Here is a 25,867-nt window from a genome sequence, read left to right on the forward strand (position 1 = left end):
GGCGGCGATCGGGGCCGCCGTCGAGACGGCTTCGGCGTCGAGGCGATCGTAGGCCCGGTCGAAGGCGGCACCGCCCCCACCGCCAACTTCTCCCCACAAGGGGGAGGAGAGTCCCGCGCCTCACGGGTCGGCCCGAGCGCCAAGCGTGACTGTGGCGGGGCCGTCACACCGCGAAACCATCCCAGCTTTGCCCCCGGTCGCCCGCGGCCACGCCGCGATTGCGCCATAAACCGGGACCACCTCGAGCCTCGCGGTAAATGGCTGTTCCGGCAGGGATTTAGCGCCGGACTTCAAGTTGTTCCAAGGGCGGTCGCACCACCCGGAAAAGCTTGGCCGCAAAGGGTTTTCGGCCGGTGCCGCAGGGCGCCGGACACGGGTGAAGAGCGGTTTCGGACACGGCCATGGACCTGCGGTTGAACAACAAGTCGAAGCTTCCGAGCCGTCACGTGACGGAGGGGCCGGATCGCGCGCCGCACCGCTCGTATCTCTACGCCATGGGCCTCACCAAGGAGCAGATCCACCAGCCGCTCGTCGGCGTGGCCTCCTGCTGGAACGAGGCCGCGCCCTGCAACATCTCGCTGATGCGCCAGGCCCAGGCCGTGAAGAAGGGCGTGGCGGCCGCCAACGGCACGCCGCGCGAGTTCTGCACCATCACCGTCACCGACGGCATCGCCATGGGCCATGCCGGCATGCGCGCCTCGCTGCCATCGCGCGAGGTCATCGCGGATTCCGTCGAGCTGACCATGCGCGGCCACGCCTACGACGCCCTCGTCGGGCTCGCCGGCTGCGACAAGTCACTGCCCGGCATGATGATGGCCATGGTGCGCCTCAACGTGCCGTCGATCTTCATCTATGGCGGTTCGATCCTGCCCGGCTCGTTCCGCGGCAAGCCGGTGACGGTGCAGGACCTGTTCGAGGCCGTCGGCAAGGTCGCCGTCGGCGACATGAGCCTCGACGACCTCGACGAGCTGGAACAGGTCGCCTGTCCCTCCGCCGGGGCCTGCGGCGCGCAGTTCACGGCCAACACCATGGCCACCGTCTCCGAGGCGATCGGCCTGGCGCTGCCCTATTCGGCCGGCGCCCCCGCGCCCTACGAGATCCGCGACAGATTCTGCATGACCGCCGGCGAGAAGGTCATGGAGCTGCTGGCGAAGAACATCCGCCCGCGTGACATCGTCACCCGCAAGAGCCTCGAGAACGCCGCCGCAGCGGTCGCCGCCTCGGGCGGCTCGACCAACGCGGCCCTGCACCTGCCGGCGATCGCGCATGAATGCGGCATTGAATTCGACCTGTTCGACGTCGCCGAGATCTTCCGCCGCACGCCCTACATCGCCGACCTGAAGCCCGGCGGACGCTACGTCGCCAAGGACATGTTCGAGGTCGGCGGCATCCCGCTGCTGATCAAGACCCTGCTCGACCACGGCTTCATCCACGGCGACTGCATGACCGTCACCGGCCGCACCATCGCCGAGAACATGGAGAAGGTCGCCTGGAACCCGGACCAGGACGTGGTGCGGGCGGCCAACACGCCCCTCACGCCCACCGGCGGCGTCGTCGGCCTGCGCGGCAACCTCGCCCCCGAGGGCGCGATCGTGAAGGTCGCCGGCATGCCGCCCGAGAAGCAGGTGTTCACCGGCCCGGCCCGGGTGTTCGACGGCGAGGAGGCCTGCTTCGAGGCCGTCCAGAACCGCACCTACCAGCCCGGCGAAGTCCTGGTGATCCGCTACGAGGGTCCGAAGGGCGGCCCCGGCATGCGCGAGATGCTGTCGACCACCGCCGCCCTCTACGGCCAGGGCATGGGCGACAAGGTCGCGCTGATCACCGACGGCCGGTTCTCCGGCGCCACCCGCGGCTTCTGCGTCGGCCATGTCGGCCCCGAGGCAGCGATCGGCGGGCCGATCGGCCTCCTGAAGGATGGCGACGTCATCACCCTCGACGCGATCAAGGGCACCCTCGACGTCGCCCTGTCGGACGAAGAGTTCGCCGAGCGCCGCAAGGCCTGGACGCCGCGGACCAACTCCGCGACCTCCGGCTACCTCTGGAAATACATGCAGACCGTCGGACCCGCGGTCAGCGGCGCCGTCACCCATCCGGGTGGCGCCCAGGAGATTCAGACCTATGCGGACATCTAGGACTGACCCAAGCCGGCTTGCGCCGGCCGGGGCCGCTCCCGGTCGGCTCCGCGACGATTCCCCGTTCGGTCGCGCATTCTTGCGCCGAACCGGCATCCCCTTCGGCGGAGTGCGCTCCCGCCTGGCCTGCGGCCTCGCCGCCGCCGGCCTGATGTTCCTCGCCGCCTATCCGGCGGAATCCCTCGACGCGACGGCGCGCACGCCCGTCCCGGAGAAGGGCTACCGCTCGGCCAAGGACGCCCTGCGCACGGGCGTGCGCGAGTACAATGCCGGCGACAAGGAAGGCGCCGTGCGCGCCCTCGAATACGCCGCCGACCAGGGCCACACCCTCGCCCTGTGGAAGCTCGGCCGCATGTATGCGGACGGGGACGGCGTGCCGCACGACGACCTCAAGGCCTTCGAGTACTTTTCGCGGATCGCCGACGACAACGACGACGACAAGCCGGAGGCCGGCAACACCGGCGTCGCCGCCAGCGCCTTCACCGCGCTGGGCACCTACTTCCTCGATGGGATCAAGGGCACCTACGTGCGCGCGAACCCCGAGCGCGCCTACGAGATGTTCAACTACGCCGCCTCGTTCGGCGACCCCAACGCCCAGTACAACCTCGCCCGGCTCACCCTCGACGGCACCGGCACCGAGGCGGATCCGCGCAAGGCCGCGCGCTGGTTCAACCTCGCCGCCGAGAAGGGCCACAAGCCGGCGCAGGCCCTGCTCGGCGACCTGCTCTTCAACGGTGTCGGCGTGCCGCGCCAGACCGTGCGCGGCCTAACCTGGCTGGCGCTGGCCCGCGACGGTGCGCAGGGCCGATCGGACGCGTGGATCGTCGACCTCTACGACAAGGCCTGGAGCGCGGCGAGCGAAGACGACCGGGCCGAGGCGCTGGCGAAGGTGCAGTCGACGGGGTCGACGCGGCGGCGGCGCTGAGCAACCCCTCGTATGAGGCATTGCCACCCCCACACCTGCCCCCTCCCCACAAGGGGGAGGGGAAACGCGCTTTGGCTTCAAACGTTTATCCCGTGAAAACCGGTCTGCGACCCTGCAAGGCGCGCTAGGAAATGGAAGCGCGCGGGCCAGACTGCGCGAACGAAATCCGGTCCTCACCAGCCCTGGCGTTCTTGCTCCCCCGGCTTGCGCCCCTGAGGCGTGAGCGCGTCGACCACCGAGGGCAGGGCTTGGGCGAGCTGGCTCAGCAGGTCGAAGCGGTCGAGGCCGGTCTGGCGGCTGAGGGTGTCCACGGTGTCCGAGCCGAGAGCGTCGGCGAGCCGGTTCGGCTCGATCGCCCGGTTCTGGCCGTGGCCGATCCACGAACCGATCACGTCGCCGAGCCCGCCGCGCTCGAAGCCCTGGATCAGGCCGTCGAGCCCACCGCCGAGACCGCCCTGTCCGGCAACGTCCTGCTCATGGTCGAGCTGCGCATAGGGGCCGGCTCCGGGCGAGCGGTTGCCGCCATCGCCGGGACCGTCGAGCATGCCGGAGAGATCCGAGAAATCGCCGCCATCATCGCCGCCGCTCGACCGGCCGCCCTGCGGATGCCGGCCGAAGCCACCGAGATCGCCGTCGTCGCCTTGCGGGTGGTCATAGTCCTCGGGGGAGGGCGCGCGGCCCCGGCCCTGCGGCTCCGGCGAACCATGGCCACCTCCGAAGATATCGCCGAGGCCGCCGCTCGCGCCCTTGGCGAGGAGCAACATCAGCAAAGCCTTGACGATCGGCGACATCGCGCCGCCGCCGCGTCCGCCCCCGAGCACCTGTCCGACGACACCACCGATGACCTGATCGAGCAGACCCATGTTCCGTCCTCCGTCCCGCGCCGCCTCAGGCACAACGGGCGATCATCGCCGCGGTTGCCCCGATTTCGGCACGTCGGTCGCAGACGGGTCTCGCCGGTCAGCGCAGCCGCAACCGATCGATACGGCTGCCCGAACCGTCCGACATCACGGGTACGATGGATGGCGACAGGGCGCCCCTGGCGTATTCCCGCCCTGTCACCGTGCCGGCGGCGCCGGACAGCGTGGCGGTGGCCGGCCGATCGTTCGGATTGGCGGCCGTCTGAGCCACCGCCATGCGGGGCGTGATCGGAGCCGTGACGAGGGCGACCGCGCCGGCGATGGCGAGACCTCCCAGGAAAAGGCCGGTGACGGCGGCGCCGGCACCCGGTTCGCGAGCGGAGGTCATGCAGCTGTTCCGGTGGCCAGAGGTCACGCGCGGACGAGAGCCGAACCTACGCCTGCCGATCCGAGACGGCCCATGTTCAGGTCTCGGCTCGTCAATCCTCGACGACGGGTTCGGTTCCGACCCCGAACACTGATCAAGCTCTCAGAAAAACAGATCAGCGGCCCTTGTAGCGCGGCTTCTGCCCGCCCATCCCCTGCGTCGAGCGCCCCTTCGGACGCTCCTTCCAGGGTACGGCGTCGGCCGGGATCTCACGGTCGGTGCCCGGGCCCATGTTGTCGAGGGTCGGCTTGCTGATGCGACTGCGCTTGTCGCCCTGACGGCCGGCGCTGCGCTCGACGTCGCCCTGGCGGGCCATCGGATCGTCGGAGATCAGCAGCTCGGTGGATTGCAGGCGCTTGAGTTCGTCGCGCATCCGCGCGGCCTCCTCGAAGTCGAGGTCGGCGGCCGCCGCCCGCATGCGCTTCTCAAGGTCGGCCATGACCGCCTTGAGATTGTGCCCGACGGTGGCGACGTCCTTGGCGAGGCCGGTGTCGACGCGGACGTGGTCGCGCTCGTAGACGCTCTCCAGGATGTCCTGGATGCCGCGCTTCACGCTCTGCGGGGTGATGCCGTGCTCCTCGTTGTAGGCGAGTTGCTTGACGCGCCGACGCTCCGTCTCCGCCATCGCCCGCTCCATCGAGCCGGTGATGTTATCGGCGTAGAGAATGCAGCGGGCGTCGGCGTTGCGGGCCGCGCGGCCGATGGTCTGGATCAGAGACGTCTCCGATCGCAGAAAGCCTTCCTTGTCGGCGTCGAGGATCGCGACCAGGGCGCATTCCGGGATGTCGAGACCCTCGCGCAGCAGGTTGATGCCGATCAGGACGTCGAAGGCGCCGAGCCGCAGGTCGCGAATGATCTCGATGCGCTCCAGGGTGTCGATGTCGGAGTGCATGTAGCGCACGCGCACCGAGTTCTCGTGCAGGTACTCGGTGAGGTCCTCGGCCATGCGCTTGGTCAGCGTGGTGACCAGCGTGCGGTAGCCGGCCTGGGCGACCTCGCGGACCTCGCCCAGGAGGTCGTCGACCTGTGAGCGGGCAGGGCGGATCTCGATGATGGGGTCGACGAGGCCGGTGGGGCGGATGACCTGTTCGGCGAAGACGCCGTCGGTGCGCTCCATCTCCCACTTGCCGGGCGTCGCCGAGACGTGGACCGTCTGGGGCCGCATCAGGTCCCATTCCTCGAAGCGCAGCGGGCGGTTGTCGAGGCAGGAGGGCAGGCGGAAGCCGTATTCGGCCAAAGTCGCCTTCCGCCGGAAGTCGCCCCGGTACATGCCGCCGATCTGGGGCACGGTAACGTGGCTCTCGTCGGTGAAGACCAGGGCGTTGTCGGGCAGGTACTCGAACAGCGTCGGCGGCGGCTCGCCGGGTTTTCTTCCGGTGAGATACCGGGAGTAATTCTCGATGCCGTTGCAGGCGCCGGTGGCCTCGATCATCTCGACGTCGAAGGTGCAGCGCTGCTCCAGGCGCTGCGCCTCGATCAGCCGGCCCATCTTGGTCAGCTCCTCGACGCGGGCCTTCAGCTCGGTCTTGATGCCCTTGATCGCCTGCTGGAGGGTCGGGCGCGGCGTGACGTAGTGCGAGTTCGCGTAGACCTTCACGAACTTGAGTTCGTTGATCTTCTTGCCGGTCAGCGGATCGAACTCGACGATGCCCTCGATCTCGTCGCCGAACAGGCCGATGCGCCAGCCGCGATCCTCCAAGTGAGCCGGCCACAGCTCGATCACGTCGCCGCGCACCCGGAAGGTGCCGCGGGCGAAGTCGGACTGGATGCGCTTGTATTGCAGCGCCACGAGGTCGGCGACGAGCTGGCGCTGCTCGATCTTCTCCCCGAGCGTCACCGTGAACGACATCGCCGTGTAGGTCTCGACCGAACCGATGCCGTAGATGCAGGACACCGAGGCGACCATGATCACGTCGTCGCGCTCCAGCAGGGCGCGGGTCGCCGAGTGGCGCATCCGGTCGATCTGCTCGTTGATCGACGATTCCTTCTCGATGAAGGTGTCGGAGCGAGGCACGTAGGCTTCCGGCTGGTAGTAATCGTAGTACGAGACGAAGTACTCGACGGCGTTGTCCGGGAAGAAGCTCTTGAACTCGCCGTAGAGCTGCGCGGCGAGCGTCTTGTTCGGTGCGAGGATCAGGGCCGGGCGCTGGGTCAGCTCGATGAGCTTGGCCATCGTGAAAGTCTTGCCGGAGCCGGTGACGCCGAGCAGCACCTGGTCGCGCTCGTGCCTGCTCACGCCGTCCAGCAGTTCGGCGATGGCGCGGGGCTGGTCGCCGGCCGGCTCGAACTCGGATTTCAGGGTGAAGCGGAGGCCACCCTCGGATTTCTTCGGCCGCTCGGGCCGGTGCGGCACCCATGCCTCGCCGTTCTTGAACAGCGGGTTGCCCTCCTGGAGCAGCTGCTCCAGCGCCGCCATGGTGGCGGAGACGCCCTCGGTTGCCTGAGAGACCGGTTCCTCGGCCGCCGGAGGGGCGGAGTCGCCCTTCGGCACCGGCATGCCGAGCGCCTGGGCGAGGCGCGGGTCGACCTCCGCCGCGTCGGCGATCGCGTAGCCGGCCTGCGGCGCCTCGCCGAAGCCGGCGCCCCCCTTCACCCTCGCGCCCCTGGTCTTCGCACCCTTGGCCGGCGGCGGGGCCGGCGTCTCGATCGGCTTCGGACGGTTGCGGTTGAGCGCCGGGCTCAGCAACTCCGCGAGATGCTCGTCGAGGGGCTTCAGTTCGGGCTTGTCGGCCTTGGACGAGGCGGATTTGGCCGAGACGGGGCGCGGTTTCTTCGGAGCGGGCATGGTCGCAATATGGGCGCGTTCCGCAGCCGGACAAAGGCTGCCGGACGCGACACCGGTCCGCTCCGGATCACACAGTGGCGGGGGGCTGCAGAGCGGGGTAGGCTGGTCCACCACGGTCGGAGGCCGGGATGAAGACGATCGATCTGCCTGAAACCGATACGGAGTTCGCGCGCCTCGTCGACGAGGCTGCCGGCGGCGAGCCCTTCGTGATCGCCAGGGACGGCAAGCCCCTGGTGAAGGTCGTGGCGCTCGACGTGCCAGCGCCCTTCGTGAAGCGGCGTCTCGGCTTCCTGAAGGGCCAGATCTCGGTGCCCGACGACTTCGACACCATGGGCCAGGACGAGATCATCCGGATGTTCGAGGGCGAGGACGAGTGAGAGTCCTCCTCGACACGCATCTGCTGCTTTGGGGAGCGGCAGACCCCGACCGTCTGTCGGCGGCGGCGCGCCAATTGATGGTGGACCCCGGCACCTCGCCCGTCTTCAGCGTCGTCAGCATCTGGGAGGTCGCGATCAAGCGCGGGCTCGGCCGTGCGAACTTTCGTACCGACCGCCGCGTGCTACGCCGCGCGCTGCTCGACAACGGCTACGAGGAACTGACGATCCTCGGCGCGCATGCCGTCGCCGTCGAGGGCCTGCCGCCGATCCACAAGGACCCGTTCGACCGCTTGCTGATCGCGCAGGCCACGGTCGAGGGCATCACCCTGGCGACGGCGGATGCCGTGATGGCGCGGTACCCGGGACCGATCCGGGCGGTCTGACGTGATGAGGGAAAGGCTAACCCGGCGCCCGCTCTCAAGGACCTGCCCATGACCGATTCGATCCACCCCGAGACCCGCATCGGCCACGTCCACCTGAAGGTGGCCGACCTCGAGCGGGCGCTCGGGTTCTATCGCGGCGTGCTCGGCTTCGCGCTCACGCAGCGCCTGGGCGATCGGGCAGCCTTCGTCTCGGCCGGCGGCTATCACCACCATATCGGCCTCAACACCTGGGAGAGTGCCGGCGGCGAAGCACCGGCGCCCGGCACCACCGGGCTCTACCACCTCGCGATCCTCTACCCGACCCGCGCGGCCCTCGCCGACGCCCTGCGCCGGGTCGAGGCGGCCGGCATCGCCCTCGACGGCGCCAGCGACCACGGCGTCAGCGAAGCCCTCTACCTACGAGACCCCGACGGCAACGGCGTCGAACTCTACCGGGACCGGCCGGAGGCGGAGTGGCCCCGCGACGAGGGCGGCGCCCTGCAGATGGTGACGCGGCGGCTCGATCTCGCCGGACTACGCGCAACCGCCTGAAGCGCTTGAACAACCTGAAATGTCGGTTGCCAACCTCTGCAGCCGAATCTACTTTGTATTACAAAGCGCGATTCGCGAGGGGCGGCCCGCATGCGGGACCTGGACAAGGCACTGGCCGACATCGTCGCGATCCGCTCGCAGATCGCGCGCGAGACGGCGTTTCGCGGCCTCGGCTCGGCGACGCTGGCCGCCACCGGCGCTCTGGCCCTGGCCACGGCCTGCCTGCAGGCCTGGTGGCTCGACGAGCCGTCCGACAAGCCGTTGGCCTATTTCGGAATCTGGATCGCCGCGGCCGCGATCGCCTTCGCGCTGATCGGCGTGGAGACCGTACGGCGCTCGCGGCGGCTGCATTCGGGGCTGGCGGACGCCATGGTGACGAACGCCATCGAGAGCTTTCTGCCGTCGGCCGGCATCGGGCTCTGCCTCGCCCTGGTCGTGGCGCGGTTCGCGCCGGATCAGGTCTGGATGCTGCCGGGCCTCTGGCAGGTGCTGACCGGCCTCGGCCTGTTCGCCGCCGCCCGCATCCTGCCGCGGCCGGTGCAACTCGCCGGGGCCTGGTATCTCCTTGCCGGACTGTCCGTCTTCGCGATGGCCAGCACGGACCACACCCTCTCGCCCTGGCTGATGGGCCTGCCCTTCGCGGCAGGGCAGGGGATGCTCGCCCTCATCATGCACCGCGCCATGCGCGATCATCAGGGAGGCCTCGATGCCGCTCTCTGACACCACCGACGGCCGCTTCTCCTACGACGGGCTCGACCGGGTGATCCACGAGAAGGCGCGCCTCTCGGTGCTGACCTCCCTCGTCGCCCACCCGAAGGGCCTCCCCTTCCCCGACCTGCGGCGCCTGTGCGGGCTGACGGACGGCAACCTGAGCCGGCACCTCGCCGTGCTGCAGGAGGCGGATTTCGTCAGCCTGGAGAAGGGCTACGACCACAACCGCCCGCAGACGCTCTGCCGCCTGACGCCGACGGGCCGGATCCGCTTCCTCGATTATCTCGGCGTGCTGGAGCAGGTCGTGCGCGACGCGGCCAAGGCCGCCGGGCGCGTGCCCGAGACGCCCCGCCTGATGACCGAACCCTTTGCCGGGTCGACGTGATTTCGTCAGCAATCGACCGCGAAACCGCCCCACGTCTCCGGCACACCCTGTGCGTGTGACCGGACCATCCAGAACCACAGGTACCGTCCCGTGCCCGGAGATTCGACGATGCGACCCGATCCCGACGGCAGAGGCCTGCACGCCGCGATCATCATGGACGGCAACGGCCGCTGGGCGACGCAACGCGGGCTGCCGCGCGGGGCCGGCCACCGGATGGGCGTCGAGGCGATCCGGCGGACCGCCGAGGCGGCGCCGGACCTGGGCATCGACACGTTGACGCTGTTCGCTTTTGCCAGCGACAACTGGAAGCGGCCGGACACCGAGGTCGGCGGCCTGATGCGGCTGCTGAAGGCCTATCTGCGCTCGGAGACCGGGCGGCTCGCCCGCACCGGCACTCGGCTGACGGTGTTCGGACGGCGCGACCGCCTGCCCATGGGCATACCCGAAGCGATCGAGCGGGCCGAGGCCGCCACCGCCGGCGGCACCAAGCTGTCCCTGCGCATCGCCGTCGACTACTCCTCCCGCGACGCGATCCTGGCAGCCGCAGCCCGCCTCGGGCCGGATGCCACGCGTGAGGCCGTCGGGCAGATTCTCGTCGAAGACGCAAAGACTTGCGGTGATGTCGACCTGCTGATCCGCACCGGCGGCGAGAAGCGGCTCTCCGACTTCCTGCTCTGGGAGGCGGCCTATGCCGAGCTGCATTTCACCGACCGGATGTGGCCGGATTTCGGGGAGGCGGACCTTGCCGCGGCGGTGGCCGACTTCGCGCGGCGCGACCGCCGTTTCGGCGGCCTCAAGGCGGTCCCGGTCGCCGCCTGAACCAACCCGGCCATGCTGCCCGCGATAGACCCGGAGGGCGCCGGGATATGCGCCGGGACGCCCATCGCGTCATCATGAGAGCCGTCCGAGCGCCGACCGTTCGATACCGGACGCGAGCGGTACAACCATTTCGGCGGCTCAGGTTCGGCGAGACAAATCCGACCCGTCGCGATAACAGGAGGGCGTGAGGCCGCCCGCCGTGAGTCGGGCCTCCGCCCCGATCACCACTGCCCAACCTTTCTGCATCGGTGAGGCTGGACGGCGCGCGCGCCGACTCCAGATGGGCTTCCTCATGAGTCAAAGAGAGTTTTGAATGCAGACTCAGGAGACCGCCTCCATTCCCGTCCTCGACGACGAGACCCTCGCCTTCGCCGGCCGCATCTTCCAGTACGCGCGGCTGGGACATGCCGACGAGCTCGCGGAGCTGTTCGAGCAGGGCCTGCCCGCCAACATCCGCAACGACAAGGGCGACAGCCTGCTGATGCTCGCCGCCTATAACGGCCAGGAGGCGGCCACCCGCGTGATCCTCGAGGCCGGCGGCGACCCCGAACTCGCCAACGACCGCGGCCAGACCCCGCTCGCCGGCGCCGCCTTCAAGGGCGAACTCGACATCACCCGACAGCTCCTCGCCCACGGCGCGAAGGTCGACGGCGAGGCCGACGGCTCGCGCACCGCCCTGATGGTCGCGGCGATGTTCGACCGCACCGAGATCGTCGCCCTCCTCCTCGCCCACGGCGCCGACCCCGACCGCCGCGACGCCTCCGGCCTCACCGCCGCGGCGCTGGCCGAATCGATGGGCGCGACGCAGACGCCGGGGCAGTTGGCGCAGGCGAAGGGGTAAGGAGCGGCCGTTATACCAGTGGCCCTTTCGACTGACGTCTCAAGGGCTGTGCGGTGCCGCGCAGTCGTGCTTGCCAGCCGCTGATTGCCGAAAGAGCCAAAGTTTACGGCCGCTGGCACGAGGTAGGATATGCCACCTTCGCTCCTCGGCAGTCGGGATCTGACGATGCTCGGATGGGATCTCGACGGCGAGGCCCTCGTCGCCCCGGCGGTGGCGCGCAACCGCGACGTCATCCTCCAAGTCCTGACACGCGTCCTGCCGCCCACAGGGCGCGTGCTGGAGATCGCGAGCGGCTCCGGCGAGCATGCCGTGCACTTTGCCGGTGCGCTCCCGGCGCTGCGCTGGCAACCGAGCGACCCGGAATCGGCCGCGCTGCGCAGCATCGCCGCTCATGCCCGCGCCGCCGGGCTGCCCAATCTGCTCCCGCCAGTCCGACTCGATGCCGGCACGGCCGACTGGCCGGTCGACCGGGCCGAGGCGGTCCTGGCGATCAACCTGATCCACATTGCGCCCTGGTCCGTTACCGAGGGCCTGATGGCCGGGGCAGGGCAGGTGCTGCCCGCGGGCGGCCTGCTGGTGCTCTACGGCCCTTTCACCGTGGATGGTGCGCACACCGCACCGAGCAACGCGGCCTTCGATGCGGACCTCCGCGACCGCGACCCGCACTGGGGCCTTCGCGATGTCGAAGCCGTCGTAACGGCCGGCGCGAGGCAGGGGCTCGTCCTGACCGAGCGCGTGGCGATGCCGGCGAACAATCTCAGCCTGGTGTTTCGGCGCGTCACCGGTAAGTAGCGGCGGCGATCACGGCAGTTCCCCCAAAGAAACACCTCCCCCGAGAAACACGGAACGGCAGCTCCACCGAGCGGCGTCGCCAACGATCGCGCCGAGACCGGCATGCGGGTCCGCCAGCCGCATCGACAATCCCATCGAGGCGATTTGACCGACGGCGCCCGACGCGTCTTCATGCGCCCGCGCTGCGGACGAGACGCGCGAGCGGGGAGCGGACGATCATGGCACGACCCTTCGGACGCCTTGGATCCTTTGCAGGATTCCTGATGCTGGCGACGGCAACGGCTCAGGCTGCGCCCGCGGCGTTTCCGAACCAGACCGAGGCGGATTACGTCGCGAAGGATTTTCGCTTCTCCAGCGGCGTGACGCTGCCCGAGGTGAAGCTGCACTACACCACCCTCGGCACGCCGCACACAAACGCGCAGGGCGAGGTCGACAACGCCGTGCTCGTCCTCCACGGCACCACCGGCACCGGCAAGTCCTTCCTGATCCCGTCCCTCGGGCCCGAGTTGTTCGGGCCGGGCGCACCGCTCGATGCGCAAAGATACTTTGTGATCCTGCCGGACGGGCTCGGCCGCGGCGGCTCGTCGAAACCCTCGGACGGGCTGAAGGCGGATTTTCCGCGCTACGGCTACGGCGACGTCGTCGAGGGCCAGTACCGGGTGGTGACCGAGGGGCTCGGCCTGAAGCACCTGCGCATGGTGCTCGGCACCTCCATGGGCGGCATGCAGGCCTGGATGTGGGGCGAGCGCTATCCGGCGGCGATGGACCTGATCATGGCGGTGGCGAGCCAGCCGATCGCCGTGAGCGGGCGCAACGCCCTGTGGCGGCGCCTCCTCATCGAGGGCATCCGCAACGATCCCGACTGGCAGGGCGGCGCCTACACGGAACAGCCGAAGCACTTCCAAAAGATCCTGCCGATCTTCAACATCATGACCGAGAGCGTGCTCGGCCTGCAGAAGCAGGCCCCGACCCATGCCGACGCCAACCGGCTCTACGACACCATCGCCGACGGTTTTTCCGGCAAGGCCGACGCCAATGACTGGCTGTACTGGTTCGACTCGACCTTCGACTACGACCCCTATCCGGGGCTCGACCGGATCACGGCGAAGGTCCTCGCCGTCAACTTCGCCGACGACGAGCTGAACCCACCGCAGCTCGACGTGATGAACCCCGCGATGGCCCGGCTGAAGGACGGCCGCTTCGTGCTAGTCCCGACCTCCGCCGAGACGCACGGCCACCAGTCGCTGCGCTTCGCCAAATTGTGGAAGGGCTATCTCGCCGAGTTCCTGGCGAGCCCGAAGGCGACGACGGAGGGCGCGAACTCGGCCGAGGGGCCGGGCGGGGCGCCGGCGCGGTAGCGGGCGGCATTCGGTTTCCGCCCGATGTCTCGGTGCGCGCACCCATGTCCCGGATCACCGTCCGCTGCACGGCGGGCGTCCGGAACGGGGCTGCGTCTCCGGACAGGTGGAGCCGAAAACAGGATAAACTCAATTATTCCTAACGCACCGGCCTCTCGACCAAGCGCTCGATAGCGGCCGATCGCATGCCGCATTGTGAGCCCGCACGCGGTCGGCGGCAGGACTTTCTGCCGGCGACGTCCGATTTCGCAAAACGACCCGCAATAAGTACCTGTATTACCTGACTGGTATTGCCTAATCATCCCGCCGTTTGACGAGGCTCGAAATTTCGATCACCGTCGCATGCGATAGGCTCGCAGCCTACGGCAACGCTCGATAGAGCATACTCACAATAAGCTTATATTCTCTACATTGCCCCTGAATGGGAGGCGATGCGGTCAGGCCGAGCCAACGTGACAGGACCGGGCAAGAAAAAGGCGGGGCCATGAAGACCCCGCCCCGATCAAAAAGCTCCCGAGCGGTACACCCCAAAGAGCAGATGAGATCCAGTCGCAAACAAGGTGAAAAATAACGAAGAAACGGTCGGTGTCAATCAATCCAGAACAAGAACATCGATCTCGACGCTAAACCGACAGAAGAATAACAGCATCATAAGAATAGCCCGGCAAAGCCTGATACGCTTTATCGGGCCTTAACGCGTATTTTAATCGATTTTTTATCTCATTGCATTGAATAAGATCTTCGATTTAAAAAATTATTATTGATTTTGCGCAGCTCTCGGCTATTCTCGTCCGGCGCTCATTGGAGCCGTGGCCCGATACGTCGGGCGCGGATGCTTAGGAGCGCTGACCGTCTCTCGCGGCAAGCGGCGATGGTCTCTGGCAACGACCAGGCATTCGGCAAACAACGGAAACCGGCCGCCCCGCGTCGTCACGATCGGCCGGCAGTCGACGTTTCCTTACGGAGGAACCATGAGAGCGGCACATCTTCTCGCACTCGGCGCGGGTCTCGCAGTTGCGACCCCGGCGCTCGCCAACGAAAGCATCCTGAAGTCCATCGCCAACCCGGCGGAACAGGCGCTTCAGACCGTCGACTACGCCAACACGCGCTATTCGAAGCTCGATCAGATCAACGCTTCCAACGTGAAGAACCTCCAGGTCGCCTGGACCTTCTCGACCGGCGTGCTGCGCGGCCACGAGGGCTCGCCGCTGGTCATCGGCAACATGATGTACCTGCACACGCCCTTCCCGAACATCGTTTACGCCCTCGACCTCGCGGCCGAGAGCAAGATCGTCTGGAAGTACGAGCCCAAGCAGGACCCGGCCGTGATCCCGGTCATGTGCTGCGACACGGTCAACCGCGGCCTCGCCTATGCCGACGGCGCCATCCTCCTGCACCAGGCCGACACCACGCTCGTCTCGCTCGACGCGAAGACCGGCAAGGTCAACTGGTCCGTCAAGAACGGCGACCCGGGCAAGGGCGAGACCAACACCGCCACCGTTCTCCCGGTGAAGGACAAGGTCATCATCGGCATCTCGGGCGGCGAGTTCGGCATCCAGGGCAGCGTCACCGCCTACAATCTGAAGGACGGCAAGAAGGCCTGGCGCGCCTACTCGGTCGGCACCGACGACCAGCTGCTCGTCGACCCCGAGAAGACCACCGACAAGGGCAAGCCCATCGGCAAGGACTCCTCGATCAAGACCTGGGAAGGCGACCAGTGGAAGACCGGCGGCGGTTCGACCTGGGGCTGGTACTCCTACGACCCCAAGCTGGACCTGTTCTACTACGGCTCGGGCAACCCCTCGACCTGGAACCCCAAGCAGCGTCCGGGCGACAACAAGTGGTCGATGACCATTTTCGCCCGTAACCCCGATACCGGCGTCGCCAAGTGGGTCTACCAGATGACCCCGCACGACGAGTGGGACTTCGACGGCATCAACGAGATGATCCTCACGGATCAGAAGGTCGACGGCAAGGAGCGTCCGCTCCTGACCCACTTCGACCGTAACGGCTTCGGCTACACCCTCGATCGCGCCACCGGCGAGCTCCTGGTCGCCGAGAAGTACGATCCGGTGGTGAACTGGGCCACCAAGGTCGACATGGACAAGGACTCCAAGACCTACGGCCGGCCGCTCGTCGTCTCCAAGTACTCGACCGAGCAGAACGGTGAAGACGTGAACTCGAAGGGCATCTGCCCGGCGGCTCTCGGCTCCAAGGACCAGCAGCCTGCGGCCTACTCGCCGAAGACCGCGCTGTTCTACGTGCCGACCAACCACGTCTGCATGGACTACGAGCCCTTCAAGGTCTCCTACACCCCGGGTCAGCCCTATGTCGGCGCCACCCTGTCGATGTACCCCGCGCCGAACAGCCATGGCGGCATGGGCAACTTCATCGCCTGGGACGGTGTCGCCGGCAAGATCAAGTGGTCGAACCCCGAGCAGTTCTCCGCCTGGGGCGGCGCTCTCGCAACGGCCGGCGACGTGGTCTTCTACGGCACGCTCGAAGGTTACCTGAAGGCCGTCGACGCCAAGACGGGTAAGGAACTCTACAAGTTCAAGACCCCGTCGGGCATCATCGGCAACGTGATGACCTACGAGTTCAAGGGCAAGCAGTTCATCGGCATCCTGTCGGGTGTCGGCGGCTGGGCCGGCATCGGCCTCGCGGCCGGCCTGACCGACCCGAACGCCGGCCTCGGCGCGGTGGGCGGCTACGCCGCTCTCTCGAGCTACACCAACCTCGGTGGTCAGCTCACCGTGTTCGCTCTGCCGAACCGCTGAACCTCACGCAGAACGACGAATGCCGGCGCGGGTCACCGCGCCGGCATTTTTTTGTCGCGACCCCCGGCTCCGTCCGGGCTCGCGCACCGATGCAGGAAGCCGCGCCCGGTCGCCATGCGATCGGGCGCGGCTTCGCGTCGTCAGCGAAGGCCATCGTAGTTGCTGGCCGTATAGCGGCAGATCACCTTGCAGCGTGGGCCGCCGTTGCTCTGATACGACTTCGCGTGGCCGATCGAGCCGGTCATGTCCTGGGTCGGATTCCCGCCGGACTGGCGCACCACGACGTTGCAGAAGTGCTGCGGGCTCTGCTGATACTTCGGACAGGCGGGCGAGCTGCGGCCGCTGAACAGATCCATCAGCGTCTGCGGTTTCGCGACGGCCGGCGTCATCAGAAGGCCGAGCGCCATAGCAACGATAGGTGCGCGTGCACAAACTCCAAGCAATGTCAGCTCCTTTAAGCGCCACTTGCCGCACATTCGTGAGGCATTTGCCTGGTTAGCACCCAAAAAGCAGTGTCAATGTGCGTTTTCACACCAAGACTAGCTCAGTTTTAATCCCATTTATTTTGCAATTATTTTGGGATTATTCCGGTTTGTCAGGTAGCGCACAGTCTACCTGCAGGCGCCCTCACTTGAGGCCGCGATCGGGGACTACACGCCCTGGAAGAGCCGCTGGAAACGGGACACGTCCCCCGCGATCAGGGCCGGAGCGAGGGGCAGGTCCTGGCGCGCGCAGACGCTGAAGCCGTAATACGGCCCGAGCAGCCCCTCGTCGGGCACGGCGACCCAGAGGCGGACCATCGGCCAATCCGCGTTGAGGCTGAGGAGCAGCATCTGCCCGGTGGAATCGAAGGCCGCCGCCTGATCCCGGAACAGATCCGCGATCGACCGGACCTCGCTGTCCCGAACCTGCCTCGTTGCCCAAATCATATGCACGAATGCCCTTTTTCTGGGCAAATGCTGGAGGGCAGCGGGCTTGAGCAATGTCCGGTTGCGCATGGCTGGGCCGCCCCTTCCACGGGATTAAAACGTGACCGTCCTGCTCAACAGAACATCATCCTGTATTATAGTTCAGGTAAGCTGATAAAGCGCTGGCTTGTCCCGATTCAGAAGTTGTTAGCAAGCAACAAATTATCTTAGCGGTTGTAGAGCTGCCCGCCGGGACAGCATCCTGCCGGGATAGTCCATGAGCTCGTCTTCGCTCGCCGAACTGGTTGGAACCTCCACCAGGAGCCTCAAGGCGACGGCCTCGTCGAACCTCGCCGCGATCCAGTCGATCACCGGGCGGATGAAGCTGCTGGCGCTCAACGCGCTGATCGAGGCGGCGCATGCCGGCGAGAAGGGGGCCGGGTTCTCGGTCGTGGCGCAGGAGGTCCGCACCATCTCGTCGGAGGTCGAGCGCATCGCCGGCGAGCTCGGCCTCAGCCTCGGCAGCCGCATCGACGACCTCGCCCGGGCCGTCGAGGGGCTGGCCGGGGAGGCGCGGGCGGCGCGCTGCGTCGACCTCGCCCTCAACGCCGTCGAGATCATCGACCGCAACCTCTACGAGCGCACCTGCGACGTGCGCTGGTGGGCCACCGACGCCGCGGTGGTCGATTGCGCGGCGGACCCGAGCGAGGCGGCGCGCGGCCATGCCGGCCGGCGGCTCGGGGTGATCCTCTCCTCCTACACCGTCTATCTCGACCTCTGGCTGATCGGGCTGGACGGCCGCGTCCTCGCCAACGGCCGGCCGGAGCGCTTTTCGGTCGCCGGCCACAGCGCCGCGAGCGAACCGTGGTTCGCGCTGGCCCGCGGCCTGCGCTCGGGCGAGGATTTCGCGGCGGGCGAGGTGATGCGCCAGCCCGCCCTCGGCGGCGCCCAGGTCGCGACCTACCTCGCTTCCGTCCGCGCGGGCGGCGAGGCGCAGGGGCGGCCGCTGGGCTACCTCGCGATCCATTTCGACTGGGAGCCGCAGGCCCGCGCCATCGTCGAGGGTGTCCGGCTGATGCCGGGCGAGCGCGAGCGCAGCCGCGTCATGCTGCTCGACGCCGCCAACCGCGTGCTGGCCTGCTCGCGGGGGCAGGGGATTCTGGGCGAGCGCTACCCGCTGCGCACAGACGGCCGGGACCAGGGCCACTACCACGACCCGCAAGGGCGCCTCGTCGCGTTCCACGACACGCCCGGCTACGAGACCTATCGCGGGCTGGGCTGGCGCGGGGTGATCGAGCAGGCGGCGGGGTAGGCCCTACAGATCCGACGAGCGCCGCGACAGCTCCCCGCGCAGCTGCCGCGCGGCCTCGACCAGGGCGGCGTCGCGCCGCGCGCGGGGGCGCGGCTGATCGATGGTGACGTCGGCAGCGATCCGGCCCGGCGCCCCCGCCAGCACCACGACGCGGTCCGCCAAGTAAACCGCCTCGTCGATGTCGTGGGTCACGAACAGCACGGTCTTGCCCGTAGCCTGCTGGATACGCTGGACCTCGTCCTGCAGCCCCTCGCGGGTGAAGCTGTCGAGCGCCGAGAAGGGCTCGTCCATCAGCAGCACCTCGGGCTCGACGGCGAGCGCGCGGGCCAGCGCCACGCGCTGGCGCTGGCCGCCGGAGAGCTGGTGCGGCCAGCGCCCTCCGAGGTCGCCGAGGCCCACCAGCGACAGCATTTTCTTCGCACGCGCACAGCGTTCGGGCTTCGGAATCCCCAGGCGCTCCAGGCCGAAGGCGACGTTCGCCAGCACCTTCCGCCACGGCAGCAGGCGCGCATCCTGAAACACCAGCGCCATCGGCGTCTCGTTCGCCGGGTCGGCGTTCACGATCACCGTGCCGCCGCTGGGCTTGGCGAGGTCGATCAGCACGCGCAGCAGCGTCGACTTGCCCACCCCGGACTCGCCGACGATCACCAGGAACTGCCCGCGCGGGATCGCGAGGTCGAGCTCTTTCAGGATGACGTTCTGCCGCCCGTCGCGCTCATAGGCGAGGCTCAGGCCTTTGATGTCGATAATCGGACTCATGGCCGCCACCGCAATAGCCAGCCCTGTAGAGCGACGAAGGCGGTGTCGAACAGGCCGTAGAGGGCGGCCATGGTCAGCATGTAGACCACCACGATGTCGGTGGAGAGCAGCGACGACGCCTGCATCATGCGCTGCCCGATGCCGGGCACCCCGAAGATCTCGGCGGCCACCACCGCCATCCAGGCCTGGCCGAGCGCCGTGCGCAGGCCGACCAGAATGCCGGGCGTCGCCGCCGGCAGCAGGATTTTTGTGAGACGCGACCAGGCCGAGCGGTAGCCGAAGGCCTGCGCCACCTCGACGAGATCCCGGTCGACGCTCCGCACCGCGCCTTGCGTGGCAAAAAACACGATCCAGAACACGCCGACGGCGATGATGAACACCGCCGCCCGCGGCTCGACGCCGAACCAGATGATGGCGAACGGCACCCAGGCGAGCCCGGGGATCGGCCGCAGCAGGCGCACGACCCAGGCGGTCAGGTTCTCGAAGGACCGGAACATGCCCGCGACGATGCCGAGCGCCATGCCCGCGCCCGCGCCGACGCCGAGGCCGACCACGTAGTGGCTCAGGCTCTCGATCACCGCCACGAGCCAGGCCCCGCTCGCGATCTCTTTGAGCAGGGCGGCGGGAATCGTCGAGGGCGGCGGCAGGAAGGCCGGGTTGACGAGATCGAGCCGGGGCGCGGCCTCCCACACGCAGAGGAAGGCGAGGAGCCCGAGGAGGGCGAGGCCGGTCGCGCGGAGGCGGATCATGCGGCGGAGCCCCCAACCCAATCCCCATCATTGCGAGCCGCAGGCGAAGCAATCCAGGGCCGACGCGCCGACGTCGCGTGCGTGGCCCTGGATTGCTTCGCTGCGCTCGCAATGACGGAGTGGGGCCGCACCGACGCGGTCAACGGGGAAGCGAAGCGAGCCGGCACTTAAGGCTTCACGGCCTTCTCATAAGGCCTCGAATCGAACAGCCCCTCGGTCGGCGCTTCCTTGTCGAGCGTGCCGATGGTGACCTGATAGGCCTGCATCGCCTTGGTCGCGGCGATGATCGTGCGCGGGTCGGTGATGAATTTGGCGGCCGGCGAGGAGATCGCCTTCTGGATGGTGGCGACGTCGGTGATACCCTTGCCGAGCGCCGCCTCGACATGCGGCGCGGCCCGGGCCGGGTCGGATTTCAGGAGGTCGGTGGCGCGCACCAGCGCCTTCACCAGGCCCTCGACGGCGGCGGGGTTCTTGTCGGCGAACTTTCCGTAGACCGCGACCACCGTGCCGGGCTGGTCGGGAAACATCTCGCCCCCCGTGGCGATCAGCTTGATCGCCGGGTTGCGCAGCTGGACGATGGTCAGCGCCGGCTCGCGGATCGAGGCGCCGTCCATGGCGCCGGCCAGCACCGCCTGCTGCGTCGCGTCGATGCCCATCGGCACCACCTCGGCGTCGGCCTTGTCGGCCTTCGCCACCTGCCAGAGCCAGTGCTGCAGGGTGGTGTTCGGCACCGAGCCCGGCGGCTGCGTGGCGAGGCGGGCGGCGCGGCCCTCCTTGGCCCGGAACGCCTTGAAGGCCTCGGCCTTGCTGGGTGCGCTGGCGAAGTACGGCGCGAGCTTCGGACCGGCGACGAACACCATCTCTTCGACGGCGGTGGCGGCGACCACGCGGACGTCGATGCCCTTGGTGCGGGCCACCGCCAGCGGCGCGATGCCGGCGACGTAGACGTCGATGGTGCCGGACGCGAGCGCCTGGATCATGTTCGGGCCGGATTCGAAGGTGGTGAAAGTCGGCTCCAGCCCCGCCTCCTTCAGCCAGCCCTCGCCCCGCGCCACGAAGACCGGCGCCGCGCCGATCACCGGGATCACGCCGACGCGCACCGGTACCGGCTCGGCCGAGGCGGGCAGGGGGCCGAGAAGCCCGGCAAGGACCGCCACGGCGCTGAGGAGGAGACGCATCGGCTCACCGGTTCCAAGAGAAACGCCTCGCCCCCATCGCACGGCCCCCCGAAACGTCAAGCCGGAATGTGCCCGCGGCGCGCGACGGAAAGCCCGAGGGTGCGCCGGCGCGGGTATTTGCGCGGAACACCCGGCCTCACGGTTTCGTTAACGGCGGCTCGCAAACTGCAATCGCGCGGCACAAATCAAGGGACTCCGCCATGAGCTTTCTCGGCAGCATCGTCAGCAAGATCCTCCACCCGTTCGGAGGCAGCTCCGACGCCCAGGCGAAACCCGCCGACGCCCCGACCTCCACGGGCAGCGACACGGCCGCGTCTCCCGCCTCGACCGGCGGTGGCACCACCGCGGCCCCCGGCTCGATCGACATCGAGGCGAACCTCGCCAAACTCGCCGCCGACAACCCGCAGAAGCTGAACTGGAAGACCTCGATCGTCGACCTGCTGAAGCTGATCGACCTCGATTCGAGCCTCGGCGCCCGCCAGAAGCTCGCCGACGAACTTCACTACACCGGCGACAAGAACGACTCGGCCACGATGAACGTCTGGCTGCACAAGCAGGTCATCAAGAAGCTCGAAGAGAACGGCGGCAAGGTGCCGGCCGATCTCAAGGACTGATTTTTTGTGAGTTAAGCGTCGAGCCCGGTGCGCGAGCGCCGGGCTTTTTCGTGGGCCGCACTCTTCCCTCCCCCTTGTGGGCAGGGACCGAGGGTGGGGGTGGCTCCGCTTGGTCCGACGCCGGCAGGCGGAACCACCCCCACCTCCAACTTCTCCCCACAAGGGGGAGGAGAGAGACCCTCACCGCCCCGTGCGGATCCGGGTCCACAAGCGCGTCACGAAACGCTGGGTCTGGTCGACCCAGGCGGTGTTGACGACGAAGCGCTGCATGGTGGCCTCGTCCGGGTAGATGCCGGGATTGGCCAGGATCTCCGGCTTCACCAGCTTCTTCGCCGGCAGGTTGCCGCTGGCATAGGAGACGAAGTCGGTGTTCGCCGCCGCCACCTCGGGCCGGAGCATGTAGTTCAGGAAGACGTGCGCGTCGGCGGCGTGCGGCGCGTCTTTCGGGATCGCGAAGGTGTCGAACCACATCTCCGCGCCCTCGCGCGGGATCTGGTAGGCGATCTTGACGTCGTTCTTGGCCTCCTCCGCGCGCTTCTTCGCCTGCAGCACGTCGCCGGAATAGCCGACCGCGACGCAGATATCGCCGTTGGCCAGCGCGTTGATGTATTCCGACGAGTGGAACTTCCGGATCGATCCGCGGACCTTGTAGAGGGCGTCGGTGACCTTCGAGATGTCGTCCCAGCGCTTGGGGTCCATCTTCGGCCCGTAGAACGGCAGGATCGAAGGGATCAGGTCCTCGGGGCTGTCGATCATCATCACCCCGCACTCCTTGAGCTTGTTCATCGTGCTCGGGTTGAGGACGAGGCTCCAGGAATTCAGCGCTGCATCGGGGCCGAGCTTTTCGCGCACCATGTCGAGGTTCAGGCCGATGCCGGTGGTGCCCCACATGTAGTCGACGGCGTAGGCGTTGCCGGGGTCGTAGGCCTGCAGCCGTCCGGCGATCTCGGGCCAGACGTTGACGAGGTTCGGCAGCTTCGCCTTGTCGAGGGGCTGGAACACGCCGGCCCGGATCAGCCGCTGCAGGAACGGCCCGGAGGGGGCGACCACGTCGTAGCCGGATTTTCCCGCGAGCAGCCGCGTCTCGAGCACCTCGTTGCTGTCGTAGGTGTCGTAGACGACCGTGATGCCGGTCTCCTTGGTGAAGGCGTCGAGCACCTTGGGGTCGATGTAGTCCGACCAGTTGTAGATCGCGATCACCCGGTCCGCCGCGCGCGCCGGCCCGCCGAGGCCCTGTGCGACCAGCGCGAGGACGGCGATGATGGCACGGCGCAGCGGGGGCCTCACCGCGCGGACCGCGTGGCGACGACGACGATCTCGACGAGATAGGCCGGGCCGGCGAGCTTCGCCTCGACGGTAGCGCGGGCCGGCGGTTCGTCGCGGTCGACCCAGGCGTCCCAGGCGGCGTTCATCTCGGGGAAGCCCGCCATGTCGGCGAGGTAGATCGTGGCCGAGAGGATGCGGCTCTTGTCGCTGCCGGCCGCCGCGAGCAGGCGGTCGATCTGCTCCAGCACCTGCTGGGTCTGCGCAGTGACGCCGGTGCCCACCGTGTCGGCCGCGACCTGCCCCGCGAGATAGACCATGTCGCCGGTGGCGGCGGCCTGGCTCATGCGCGGGCCTTTTTCGAAACGCTCGATCGTCATCGCAGGTCTGGACCTCGTCGTGGAAGAACGGTGCTCTCTGACCCCTCCGGCCGCCCCGCGTAAAGAGCCCCGGCGCGCGTGCCGCATCGCGACACAAATTCGCAGCGCGGCGCAACTCCGAGGGCAGCCGCCGCGTTCTCGCACCATTGTACGGCCAAGTCGCACCAAGCATGTCGCTTCGAGCGGAGCCGCATATCCCTACGTCTAGGACACAGCAGCCATGGGCATTCTCTGGACCATCATCATCGGCTTTCTCGCCGGTGTCATCGCCAAGTTCATCATGCCGGGCGACAAGGAGCCCTCGGGCTTCATCCTGACCACCATCCTCGGCATCGTCGGCGCCTTCGTCGCCACCTTCCTCGGCCAGGCGCTCGGCTGGTATGGGCCGAATCAGGGCGCGGGCTTCATCGGCGCGATCGTCGGCGCGATCGTCGTCCTCGCCATCTACGGCTTCATCGCCGGCCGGACCCGCTCGACGTCGCTCTGACGCAAGCCGGCACGGAACAGGAGAGGGCGCCGGATCGGATCCGGCGCCCTTTCTTTTTGCCTTGTCCCGACACCGATGCCCTTCCCCGGGTCGCATTCCGCTGCCGCTTCATGCGCCCAGGAGAGGTGGTTCGGGCTTCGAGAACGAACTCTCTCGCCTCAGATCGCCGAGCGGCCGCCCTGCACCGCCTTCACCGGGCAATGACCCGTGGCTCCGCGCACCGCCAGCCCCACGCCGACGACGAGCGCGGCGAGGCTGAGCCACTGGTTCGGGCGGGGCTGGGCGGCGGCGGCGGCGATGCCGAGGCCGAGAGCCACCGACACGGCCCGCTCCGTGAAGCCGATATTCGGCTCGCCGCTGAAAATCTCCTCGATCAACTCGTTCGCCATCGGGCGTGCTCTCCGGGTGCGTAGATGGACGCCGCGCGTGCGGCGGACGACCACGGCGCGGTCATCGCGCCGCGGTCGGATCACGGTAACGCCGGGCGAACGCGGACCGGCCACGTGCGTTCCCCTCGGACGAACAGCCCGGCCATGACACCGCAGGAGGAACCATGCCGACGATCACGACGCAGGACGGAACCGAACTCTACGTGAAGTCCTGGGGCGCGGGCCGCCCGGTGGTGCTGATCCACGGCTGGCCGCTCAACGCCGACATGTGGGACTACCAGTCCCAGGCGCTGGCCGAGGCGGGGTTTCGCGTCATCGCCTACGACCGGCGCGGCTTCGGCCGGTCGAGCCAGCCGGGCGGCGGCTACGATTACGACACCTTCGCCGACGACCTCGCCGCGGTGATCGAGCACGGCGACCTGTCGAACGCCGTGCTCGTCGGCTTCTCCATGGGCGGCGGCGAGGTCGCCCGCTACATCGGCCGCCACGGCACTGCCCGCATCGGCGCGGCCGCGCTGGTCGGCGCCGTGCCGCCCTACCTGCTGAAGGGCCCGGACAATCCCGACGGCGTCGACGGCTCGGTGTTCGACGGCATGAAGCAGGGCATTTCCGCCGACCGCGCCCAGTTCTTCGTCGATTTCGGCAAGACCTTTTTGGGGGTCGGCCGGCCCGGCATCGCGGTCTCGGAGGGCCTGCAGCAATGGACGCTGCAGATGGCGCTGCAGGCGGGCCTGCGCGGGACGCTCCGTTGCGTCGACGCCTTCGGCACCACCGATTTCCGGCAGGACCTGAAGGCTTTCGACAAGCCGACCCTGGTGATCCACGGCGACGACGACCAGGTCGTGCCCTTCGCCGTCAGCGGCAAGCGGGCGGCGGAGGCGATCCCGGGGGCGACGCTGAAGGTCTACGAAGGCGCGCCGCACGGGCTCTACGCGACCCACAAGGACCGGCTGAGCCAGGACCTGATCGCCTTCGCGAAGGGGTAGGGGCCAGGGCCGGCCCCTACGACGACGGCGCAGCGGCCTTCTGCTCGGCGATCAGCGCGTCGTCGATCTCCCGCGCCCTGACCGCGGCGGGACGGGCGTAGAGCCGGCTGGCATAGGCCTCGAAGGCGGGACGCTTCGGAATCGTGCCGAACTGCATGCCCCAGCCGAGATGCGCGCCGATATAGAGATCGGCCGCGCTGAAGCGGTCGCCGGCGAGATACTCGGTCTGCGATACCGCGCCTTCCAGGGTATCGAGCACCGCCTCCAGGCTGCCGTAGCCGACCATGCCGCGCATCTGCGGATCGTCCGGCACCTCGACCTTGAGCACGCTGTTCACGACCGCCGCCTCGACGGGGCCGGCCCCGAAGAACAGCCAGCGGTAATACGGCCCGCGCGCCCGGTCGCCCGCGGGCGGCGCGAGGCAGGCCCCGGGAAAGGCGTCGGCAAGATAGGCGAGGATCGCGGCGCATTCCGTCACCACGGCGTCGCCGTGGCGGATCGCGGGCACCTTCCCCATCGGGTTGATGGCGAGATAACCGGGCTGCCGGGTCGTCGTCCCGAAGCCCATGATCTCCGTGCGATACGGCTGCCCGACCTCCTCCAGCATCCAGCGCACGATCCGGCCGCGGGACATCGGGTGGGTGTAGAAGACGAGGTCGTCGGTCATGGCCGGCTCCGTGATCGGCGCCCTTGCAAGAGGCGCGGCGCCTCGCGACACCACCTACGCCGGTGCGGGCAG

General features: G+C 68.3%; 28 protein-coding genes. 16 read left to right on the plus strand and 12 right to left on the minus strand.

Annotated features, from left to right (window positions below; genetic code table 11):
- Window positions 1-401: 401 nt before the first annotated feature.
- Together ilvD and FV217_RS10765 are read left to right on the plus strand one after the other, a co-directional pair.
- Entirely contained in the window at window positions 402-2,132 is a 1,731-nt protein-coding gene (gene ilvD / locus FV217_RS10760; protein ID WP_147817183.1) for a dihydroxy-acid dehydratase, read from the plus strand.
- Window positions 2,119-3,057 (plus strand): tetratricopeptide repeat protein, encoded by a 939-nt coding sequence (locus FV217_RS10765; RefSeq protein WP_147817184.1) that lies wholly within the window; start codon window positions 2,119-2,121, stop codon window positions 3,055-3,057. Before ilvD ends, FV217_RS10765 begins: the two co-directional genes overlap by 14 nt.
- A gap of 173 nt (window positions 3,058-3,230) precedes the next feature.
- On the opposite strand, the gene FV217_RS10770 is transcribed toward FV217_RS10765, so the two are convergent.
- From FV217_RS10770 to uvrB, 3 genes are all read right to left on the minus strand, one after another.
- Window positions 3,231-3,920, minus strand: coding sequence for a YidB family protein (locus FV217_RS10770; protein WP_147817185.1), 690 nt, complete (start codon window positions 3,918-3,920; stop codon window positions 3,231-3,233).
- Between the two features lie 97 nt (window positions 3,921-4,017).
- The gene (locus FV217_RS10775; RefSeq protein WP_147817186.1) at window positions 4,018-4,305 is read right to left on the minus strand and encodes a hypothetical protein; all 288 of its coding nucleotides are present in this window, start codon (window positions 4,303-4,305) and stop codon (window positions 4,018-4,020) included.
- Between the two features lie 154 nt (window positions 4,306-4,459).
- Window positions 4,460-7,129, minus strand: a complete 2,670-nt coding sequence (gene uvrB, locus FV217_RS10780; RefSeq protein WP_147817187.1) for an excinuclease ABC subunit UvrB — start codon at window positions 7,127-7,129, stop codon at window positions 4,460-4,462.
- A 128-nt stretch (window positions 7,130-7,257) separates the two neighbouring features.
- Between uvrB and FV217_RS10785 the strand changes: the two genes are divergently transcribed.
- The 10 genes from FV217_RS10785 to xoxF1 all read left to right on the plus strand — a co-directional run bounded on the left by FV217_RS10785 (window position 7,258) and on the right by xoxF1 (window position 16,103).
- Window positions 7,258-7,506: a type II toxin-antitoxin system prevent-host-death family antitoxin gene (locus FV217_RS10785; RefSeq protein WP_147817188.1), complete on the plus strand. Its 249-nt coding sequence runs from the start codon at window positions 7,258-7,260 to the stop codon at window positions 7,504-7,506.
- Window positions 7,503-7,889, plus strand: coding sequence for a type II toxin-antitoxin system VapC family toxin (locus tag FV217_RS10790; RefSeq protein ID WP_147817189.1), 387 nt, complete (start codon window positions 7,503-7,505; stop codon window positions 7,887-7,889). The genes FV217_RS10785 and FV217_RS10790 overlap by 4 nt, the downstream gene beginning before the upstream one ends.
- 48 nt (window positions 7,890-7,937) lie before the next feature.
- Window positions 7,938-8,420 carry a VOC family protein gene (locus tag FV217_RS10795; RefSeq protein WP_147817190.1) on the plus strand — a complete coding sequence of 161 codons (483 nt, stop codon included), beginning with the start codon at window positions 7,938-7,940 and terminating at the stop codon, window positions 8,418-8,420.
- A gap of 90 nt (window positions 8,421-8,510) precedes the next feature.
- Complete coding sequence (locus FV217_RS10800) at window positions 8,511-9,140, plus strand: hypothetical protein (RefSeq protein WP_147817191.1); 630 nt, start codon at window positions 8,511-8,513, stop codon at window positions 9,138-9,140.
- Window positions 9,127-9,516: a transcriptional regulator gene (locus tag FV217_RS10805; protein ID WP_147817192.1), complete on the plus strand. Its 390-nt coding sequence runs from the start codon at window positions 9,127-9,129 to the stop codon at window positions 9,514-9,516. The genes FV217_RS10800 and FV217_RS10805 overlap by 14 nt, the downstream gene beginning before the upstream one ends.
- 108 nt (window positions 9,517-9,624) lie before the next feature.
- Window positions 9,625-10,335 carry a di-trans,poly-cis-decaprenylcistransferase gene (locus FV217_RS10810; protein ID WP_147817193.1) on the plus strand — a complete coding sequence of 237 codons (711 nt, stop codon included), beginning with the start codon at window positions 9,625-9,627 and terminating at the stop codon, window positions 10,333-10,335.
- 313 nt (window positions 10,336-10,648) lie between these two features.
- Window positions 10,649-11,176 carry an ankyrin repeat domain-containing protein gene (locus tag FV217_RS10815; RefSeq protein ID WP_147817194.1) on the plus strand — a complete coding sequence of 176 codons (528 nt, stop codon included), beginning with the start codon at window positions 10,649-10,651 and terminating at the stop codon, window positions 11,174-11,176.
- Between the two features lie 165 nt (window positions 11,177-11,341).
- A complete protein-coding gene (locus FV217_RS10820) occupies window positions 11,342-11,968 on the plus strand; it encodes a DUF938 domain-containing protein (protein ID WP_147817218.1) in 627 nt (208 codons plus the stop codon).
- A 263-nt stretch (window positions 11,969-12,231) separates the two neighbouring features.
- Window positions 12,232-13,326, plus strand: coding sequence for an alpha/beta fold hydrolase (locus tag FV217_RS10825; RefSeq protein WP_238231957.1), 1,095 nt, complete (start codon window positions 12,232-12,234; stop codon window positions 13,324-13,326).
- Between the two features lie 971 nt (window positions 13,327-14,297).
- Window positions 14,298-16,103 carry a lanthanide-dependent methanol dehydrogenase XoxF1 gene (gene xoxF1, locus FV217_RS10830; RefSeq protein WP_147817196.1) on the plus strand — a complete coding sequence of 602 codons (1,806 nt, stop codon included), beginning with the start codon at window positions 14,298-14,300 and terminating at the stop codon, window positions 16,101-16,103.
- Between the two features lie 140 nt (window positions 16,104-16,243).
- On the opposite strand, the gene FV217_RS10835 is transcribed toward xoxF1, so the two are convergent.
- A complete protein-coding gene (locus tag FV217_RS10835) occupies window positions 16,244-16,510 on the minus strand; it encodes a hypothetical protein (RefSeq protein ID WP_238231959.1) in 267 nt (88 codons plus the stop codon).
- A gap of 243 nt (window positions 16,511-16,753) precedes the next feature.
- Window positions 16,754-17,032 carry a hypothetical protein gene (locus FV217_RS10840; protein ID WP_147817197.1) on the minus strand — a complete coding sequence of 93 codons (279 nt, stop codon included), beginning with the start codon at window positions 17,030-17,032 and terminating at the stop codon, window positions 16,754-16,756.
- Between the two features lie 256 nt (window positions 17,033-17,288).
- On the opposite strand from FV217_RS10840, the gene FV217_RS23670 reads away from it, so the two are divergent.
- On the plus strand, window positions 17,289-18,323 hold the full coding sequence (locus FV217_RS23670; RefSeq protein WP_147817198.1) for a methyl-accepting chemotaxis protein: 1,035 nt from the start codon (window positions 17,289-17,291) through the stop codon (window positions 18,321-18,323).
- Between the two features lie 3 nt (window positions 18,324-18,326).
- Here FV217_RS23670 and FV217_RS10850 read toward each other — a convergent pair whose 3' ends face one another.
- The 3 genes from FV217_RS10850 to FV217_RS10860 form a co-directional block, all read right to left on the minus strand.
- On the minus strand, window positions 18,327-19,082 hold the full coding sequence (locus tag FV217_RS10850) for an ABC transporter ATP-binding protein (protein WP_147817199.1): 756 nt from the start codon (window positions 19,080-19,082) through the stop codon (window positions 18,327-18,329).
- Complete coding sequence (locus FV217_RS10855) at window positions 19,079-19,831, minus strand: ABC transporter permease subunit (RefSeq protein WP_147817200.1); 753 nt, start codon at window positions 19,829-19,831, stop codon at window positions 19,079-19,081. Before FV217_RS10855 ends, FV217_RS10850 begins: the two co-directional genes overlap by 4 nt.
- Before the next feature lie 167 nt (window positions 19,832-19,998).
- Window positions 19,999-21,009: an ABC transporter substrate-binding protein gene (locus FV217_RS10860; protein WP_147817201.1), complete on the minus strand. Its 1,011-nt coding sequence runs from the start codon at window positions 21,007-21,009 to the stop codon at window positions 19,999-20,001.
- Window positions 21,010-21,209: 200 nt separating this feature from the next.
- On the opposite strand from FV217_RS10860, the gene FV217_RS10865 reads away from it, so the two are divergent.
- Window positions 21,210-21,623, plus strand: a complete 414-nt coding sequence (locus FV217_RS10865; RefSeq protein ID WP_147817202.1) for a DUF3597 domain-containing protein — start codon at window positions 21,210-21,212, stop codon at window positions 21,621-21,623.
- A 180-nt stretch (window positions 21,624-21,803) separates the two neighbouring features.
- On the opposite strand, the gene FV217_RS10870 is transcribed toward FV217_RS10865, so the two are convergent.
- Window positions 21,804-22,898, minus strand: coding sequence for a polyamine ABC transporter substrate-binding protein (locus tag FV217_RS10870; RefSeq protein ID WP_147817220.1), 1,095 nt, complete (start codon window positions 22,896-22,898; stop codon window positions 21,804-21,806).
- A gap of 8 nt (window positions 22,899-22,906) precedes the next feature.
- Window positions 22,907-23,266, minus strand: coding sequence for a RidA family protein (locus FV217_RS10875; RefSeq protein WP_147817203.1), 360 nt, complete (start codon window positions 23,264-23,266; stop codon window positions 22,907-22,909).
- Window positions 23,267-23,486: 220 nt separating this feature from the next.
- On the opposite strand from FV217_RS10875, the gene FV217_RS10880 reads away from it, so the two are divergent.
- Window positions 23,487-23,753 carry a GlsB/YeaQ/YmgE family stress response membrane protein gene (locus FV217_RS10880; protein ID WP_147817204.1) on the plus strand — a complete coding sequence of 89 codons (267 nt, stop codon included), beginning with the start codon at window positions 23,487-23,489 and terminating at the stop codon, window positions 23,751-23,753.
- A 158-nt stretch (window positions 23,754-23,911) separates the two neighbouring features.
- On the opposite strand, the gene FV217_RS10885 is transcribed toward FV217_RS10880, so the two are convergent.
- Window positions 23,912-24,142, minus strand: coding sequence for a DUF2892 domain-containing protein (locus tag FV217_RS10885; RefSeq protein ID WP_147817205.1), 231 nt, complete (start codon window positions 24,140-24,142; stop codon window positions 23,912-23,914).
- 164 nt (window positions 24,143-24,306) lie between these two features.
- Here FV217_RS10885 and FV217_RS10890 point away from each other — a divergent pair, with 164 nt between their 5' ends.
- The gene (locus FV217_RS10890) at window positions 24,307-25,128 is read left to right on the plus strand and encodes an alpha/beta hydrolase (protein ID WP_147817206.1); all 822 of its coding nucleotides are present in this window, start codon (window positions 24,307-24,309) and stop codon (window positions 25,126-25,128) included.
- A gap of 16 nt (window positions 25,129-25,144) precedes the next feature.
- On the opposite strand, the gene FV217_RS10895 is transcribed toward FV217_RS10890, so the two are convergent.
- Window positions 25,145-25,795 (minus strand): glutathione S-transferase family protein, encoded by a 651-nt coding sequence (locus tag FV217_RS10895; RefSeq protein ID WP_147817207.1) that lies wholly within the window; start codon window positions 25,793-25,795, stop codon window positions 25,145-25,147.
- Between the last annotated feature and the right edge of the window lie 72 nt (window positions 25,796-25,867).

Origin of the sequence: Methylobacterium sp. WL9, assembly GCF_008040035.1 — a bacterium.
In the GTDB taxonomy this organism is placed as follows: Bacteria; Pseudomonadota; Alphaproteobacteria; order Rhizobiales; family Beijerinckiaceae; genus Methylobacterium; species Methylobacterium thuringiense.

Coding starts and splice junctions, on each gene's coding strand:
- FV217_RS23670 (WP_147817198.1), top strand. CDS start 17,289: ATGAGCTCGTCTTCGCTCGCCGAACTGGTTGGAACCTCCACCAGGAGC.
- xoxF1 (WP_147817196.1), top strand. CDS start 14,298: ATGAGAGCGGCACATCTTCTCGCACTCGGCGCGGGTCTCGCAGTTGCG.
- FV217_RS10895 (WP_147817207.1), bottom strand. CDS start 25,795: ATGACCGACGACCTCGTCTTCTACACCCACCCGATGTCCCGCGGCCGG.
- FV217_RS10770 (WP_147817185.1), bottom strand. CDS start 3,920: ATGGGTCTGCTCGATCAGGTCATCGGTGGTGTCGTCGGACAGGTGCTC.
- FV217_RS10835 (WP_238231959.1), bottom strand. CDS start 16,510: ATGGCGCTCGGCCTTCTGATGACGCCGGCCGTCGCGAAACCGCAGACG.
- FV217_RS10775 (WP_147817186.1), bottom strand. CDS start 4,305: ATGACCTCCGCTCGCGAACCGGGTGCCGGCGCCGCCGTCACCGGCCTT.
- uvrB (WP_147817187.1), bottom strand. CDS start 7,129: ATGCCCGCTCCGAAGAAACCGCGCCCCGTCTCGGCCAAATCCGCCTCG.
- FV217_RS10800 (WP_147817191.1), top strand. CDS start 8,511: ATGCGGGACCTGGACAAGGCACTGGCCGACATCGTCGCGATCCGCTCG.
- FV217_RS10825 (WP_238231957.1), top strand. CDS start 12,232: ATGCTGGCGACGGCAACGGCTCAGGCTGCGCCCGCGGCGTTTCCGAAC.
- FV217_RS10765 (WP_147817184.1), top strand. CDS start 2,119: ATGCGGACATCTAGGACTGACCCAAGCCGGCTTGCGCCGGCCGGGGCC.
- FV217_RS10850 (WP_147817199.1), bottom strand. CDS start 19,082: ATGAGTCCGATTATCGACATCAAAGGCCTGAGCCTCGCCTATGAGCGC.
- FV217_RS10885 (WP_147817205.1), bottom strand. CDS start 24,142: ATGGCGAACGAGTTGATCGAGGAGATTTTCAGCGGCGAGCCGAATATC.
- FV217_RS10890 (WP_147817206.1), top strand. CDS start 24,307: ATGCCGACGATCACGACGCAGGACGGAACCGAACTCTACGTGAAGTCC.
- ilvD (WP_147817183.1), top strand. CDS start 402: ATGGACCTGCGGTTGAACAACAAGTCGAAGCTTCCGAGCCGTCACGTG.
- FV217_RS10865 (WP_147817202.1), top strand. CDS start 21,210: ATGAGCTTTCTCGGCAGCATCGTCAGCAAGATCCTCCACCCGTTCGGA.
- FV217_RS10880 (WP_147817204.1), top strand. CDS start 23,487: ATGGGCATTCTCTGGACCATCATCATCGGCTTTCTCGCCGGTGTCATC.
- FV217_RS10795 (WP_147817190.1), top strand. CDS start 7,938: ATGACCGATTCGATCCACCCCGAGACCCGCATCGGCCACGTCCACCTG.
- FV217_RS10785 (WP_147817188.1), top strand. CDS start 7,258: ATGAAGACGATCGATCTGCCTGAAACCGATACGGAGTTCGCGCGCCTC.
- FV217_RS10860 (WP_147817201.1), bottom strand. CDS start 21,009: ATGCGTCTCCTCCTCAGCGCCGTGGCGGTCCTTGCCGGGCTTCTCGGC.
- FV217_RS10840 (WP_147817197.1), bottom strand. CDS start 17,032: ATGATTTGGGCAACGAGGCAGGTTCGGGACAGCGAGGTCCGGTCGATC.
- FV217_RS10875 (WP_147817203.1), bottom strand. CDS start 23,266: ATGACGATCGAGCGTTTCGAAAAAGGCCCGCGCATGAGCCAGGCCGCC.
- FV217_RS10855 (WP_147817200.1), bottom strand. CDS start 19,831: ATGATCCGCCTCCGCGCGACCGGCCTCGCCCTCCTCGGGCTCCTCGCC.
- FV217_RS10810 (WP_147817193.1), top strand. CDS start 9,625: ATGCGACCCGATCCCGACGGCAGAGGCCTGCACGCCGCGATCATCATG.
- FV217_RS10820 (WP_147817218.1), top strand. CDS start 11,342: ATGCTCGGATGGGATCTCGACGGCGAGGCCCTCGTCGCCCCGGCGGTG.
- FV217_RS10805 (WP_147817192.1), top strand. CDS start 9,127: ATGCCGCTCTCTGACACCACCGACGGCCGCTTCTCCTACGACGGGCTC.
- FV217_RS10815 (WP_147817194.1), top strand. CDS start 10,649: ATGCAGACTCAGGAGACCGCCTCCATTCCCGTCCTCGACGACGAGACC.